1 pseudogene is annotated in these 935 nt (G+C 36.7%); it reads right to left on the bottom strand.

From position 1 onward, the window contains the following. Positions 1-822 (bottom strand): annotated as a pseudogene (locus tag MF4642_RS16525) (IS30 family transposase); the annotation flags it as partial. Positions 823-935: the final 113 nt, after the last annotated feature.

Genomic DNA, 935 nt, shown 5'->3' with positions numbered 1-935 from the left:
TTTAAATCAATCCCTTTAGGTAAATATTGCCTAATTAAACCATTCATATTTTCGCATGTGCCGTTTTGCCAGGGGGAATGTGGGTCACAGAAATATACATCTATGCCTAAATCTTCTTCGAGTATTTTATGTTCTGACATCTCATGTCCACAGTCATAGGTCAACGTTTTACGCAGTTCTGCAGGTAAATATTTCAGAGCTTCAGCTAAAGCCTTGCGCACTGATTCTGCCTTTGCATCAGGTAATGTTGCCAAGATACAGAGCCGTGTATTTCGTTCAATAGGTGTTGCTATCGAACTTTTATTGTCTTTACCTTTAATTAAATCGGCTTCCCAATGACCCGGTATTTTTCTTTCTTGAACTTCGGCTGGGCGCTTATGAATAGTTTTAATATCCTGTAATATAGAATCTTTTTTAGATTCACCGTTAGCTTTTCGCTTTTTATTTTCATGACGCAGACAGGATAATAAGTCTTTTTTCAACTCACCCTTTGGTAATGCTCGTATCGTTGAATAAATCGTTGTATGGCTTACATTCATTGTTTGATCCAAATCAGGAAATGTCTTTAAACGCTTTGCTATTTGCTGAGGAGAACAATAAACAGCGGATCGCTTCAACAATAAATTTCCAGAGGGTTGAATCGATTTTGAGTTTTCTGTGACCACGTCTACGTCTAGCAAAGGTGTTATCAGAAGCATATCGAGTTTGATAAACGTCATTGATGCTATTTCTTTTAAGCTCACGATAGATCGTACTAGGATGTCTTTTAATGAGTTCAGCAAATTTTCTGGCTGAAAAGCCTTCTTTTCTTGACTCAAGCATTAATGCAGTACGATCTTCAAAGTTAAGATGATGGTATGACAATTTTATATACTCCATAAACCTTTTAAATTAATTAGGTGGTTTATGTCGCACTTCAAGTTTTACTCTGCCCT

It is taken from the genome of Acinetobacter sp. MF4642 (assembly GCF_002018925.1).
Classification (GTDB): domain Bacteria; phylum Pseudomonadota; class Gammaproteobacteria; order Pseudomonadales; family Moraxellaceae; genus Acinetobacter; species Acinetobacter johnsonii.
This window is presented reverse-complemented; position numbering and strand designations above follow the sequence as displayed.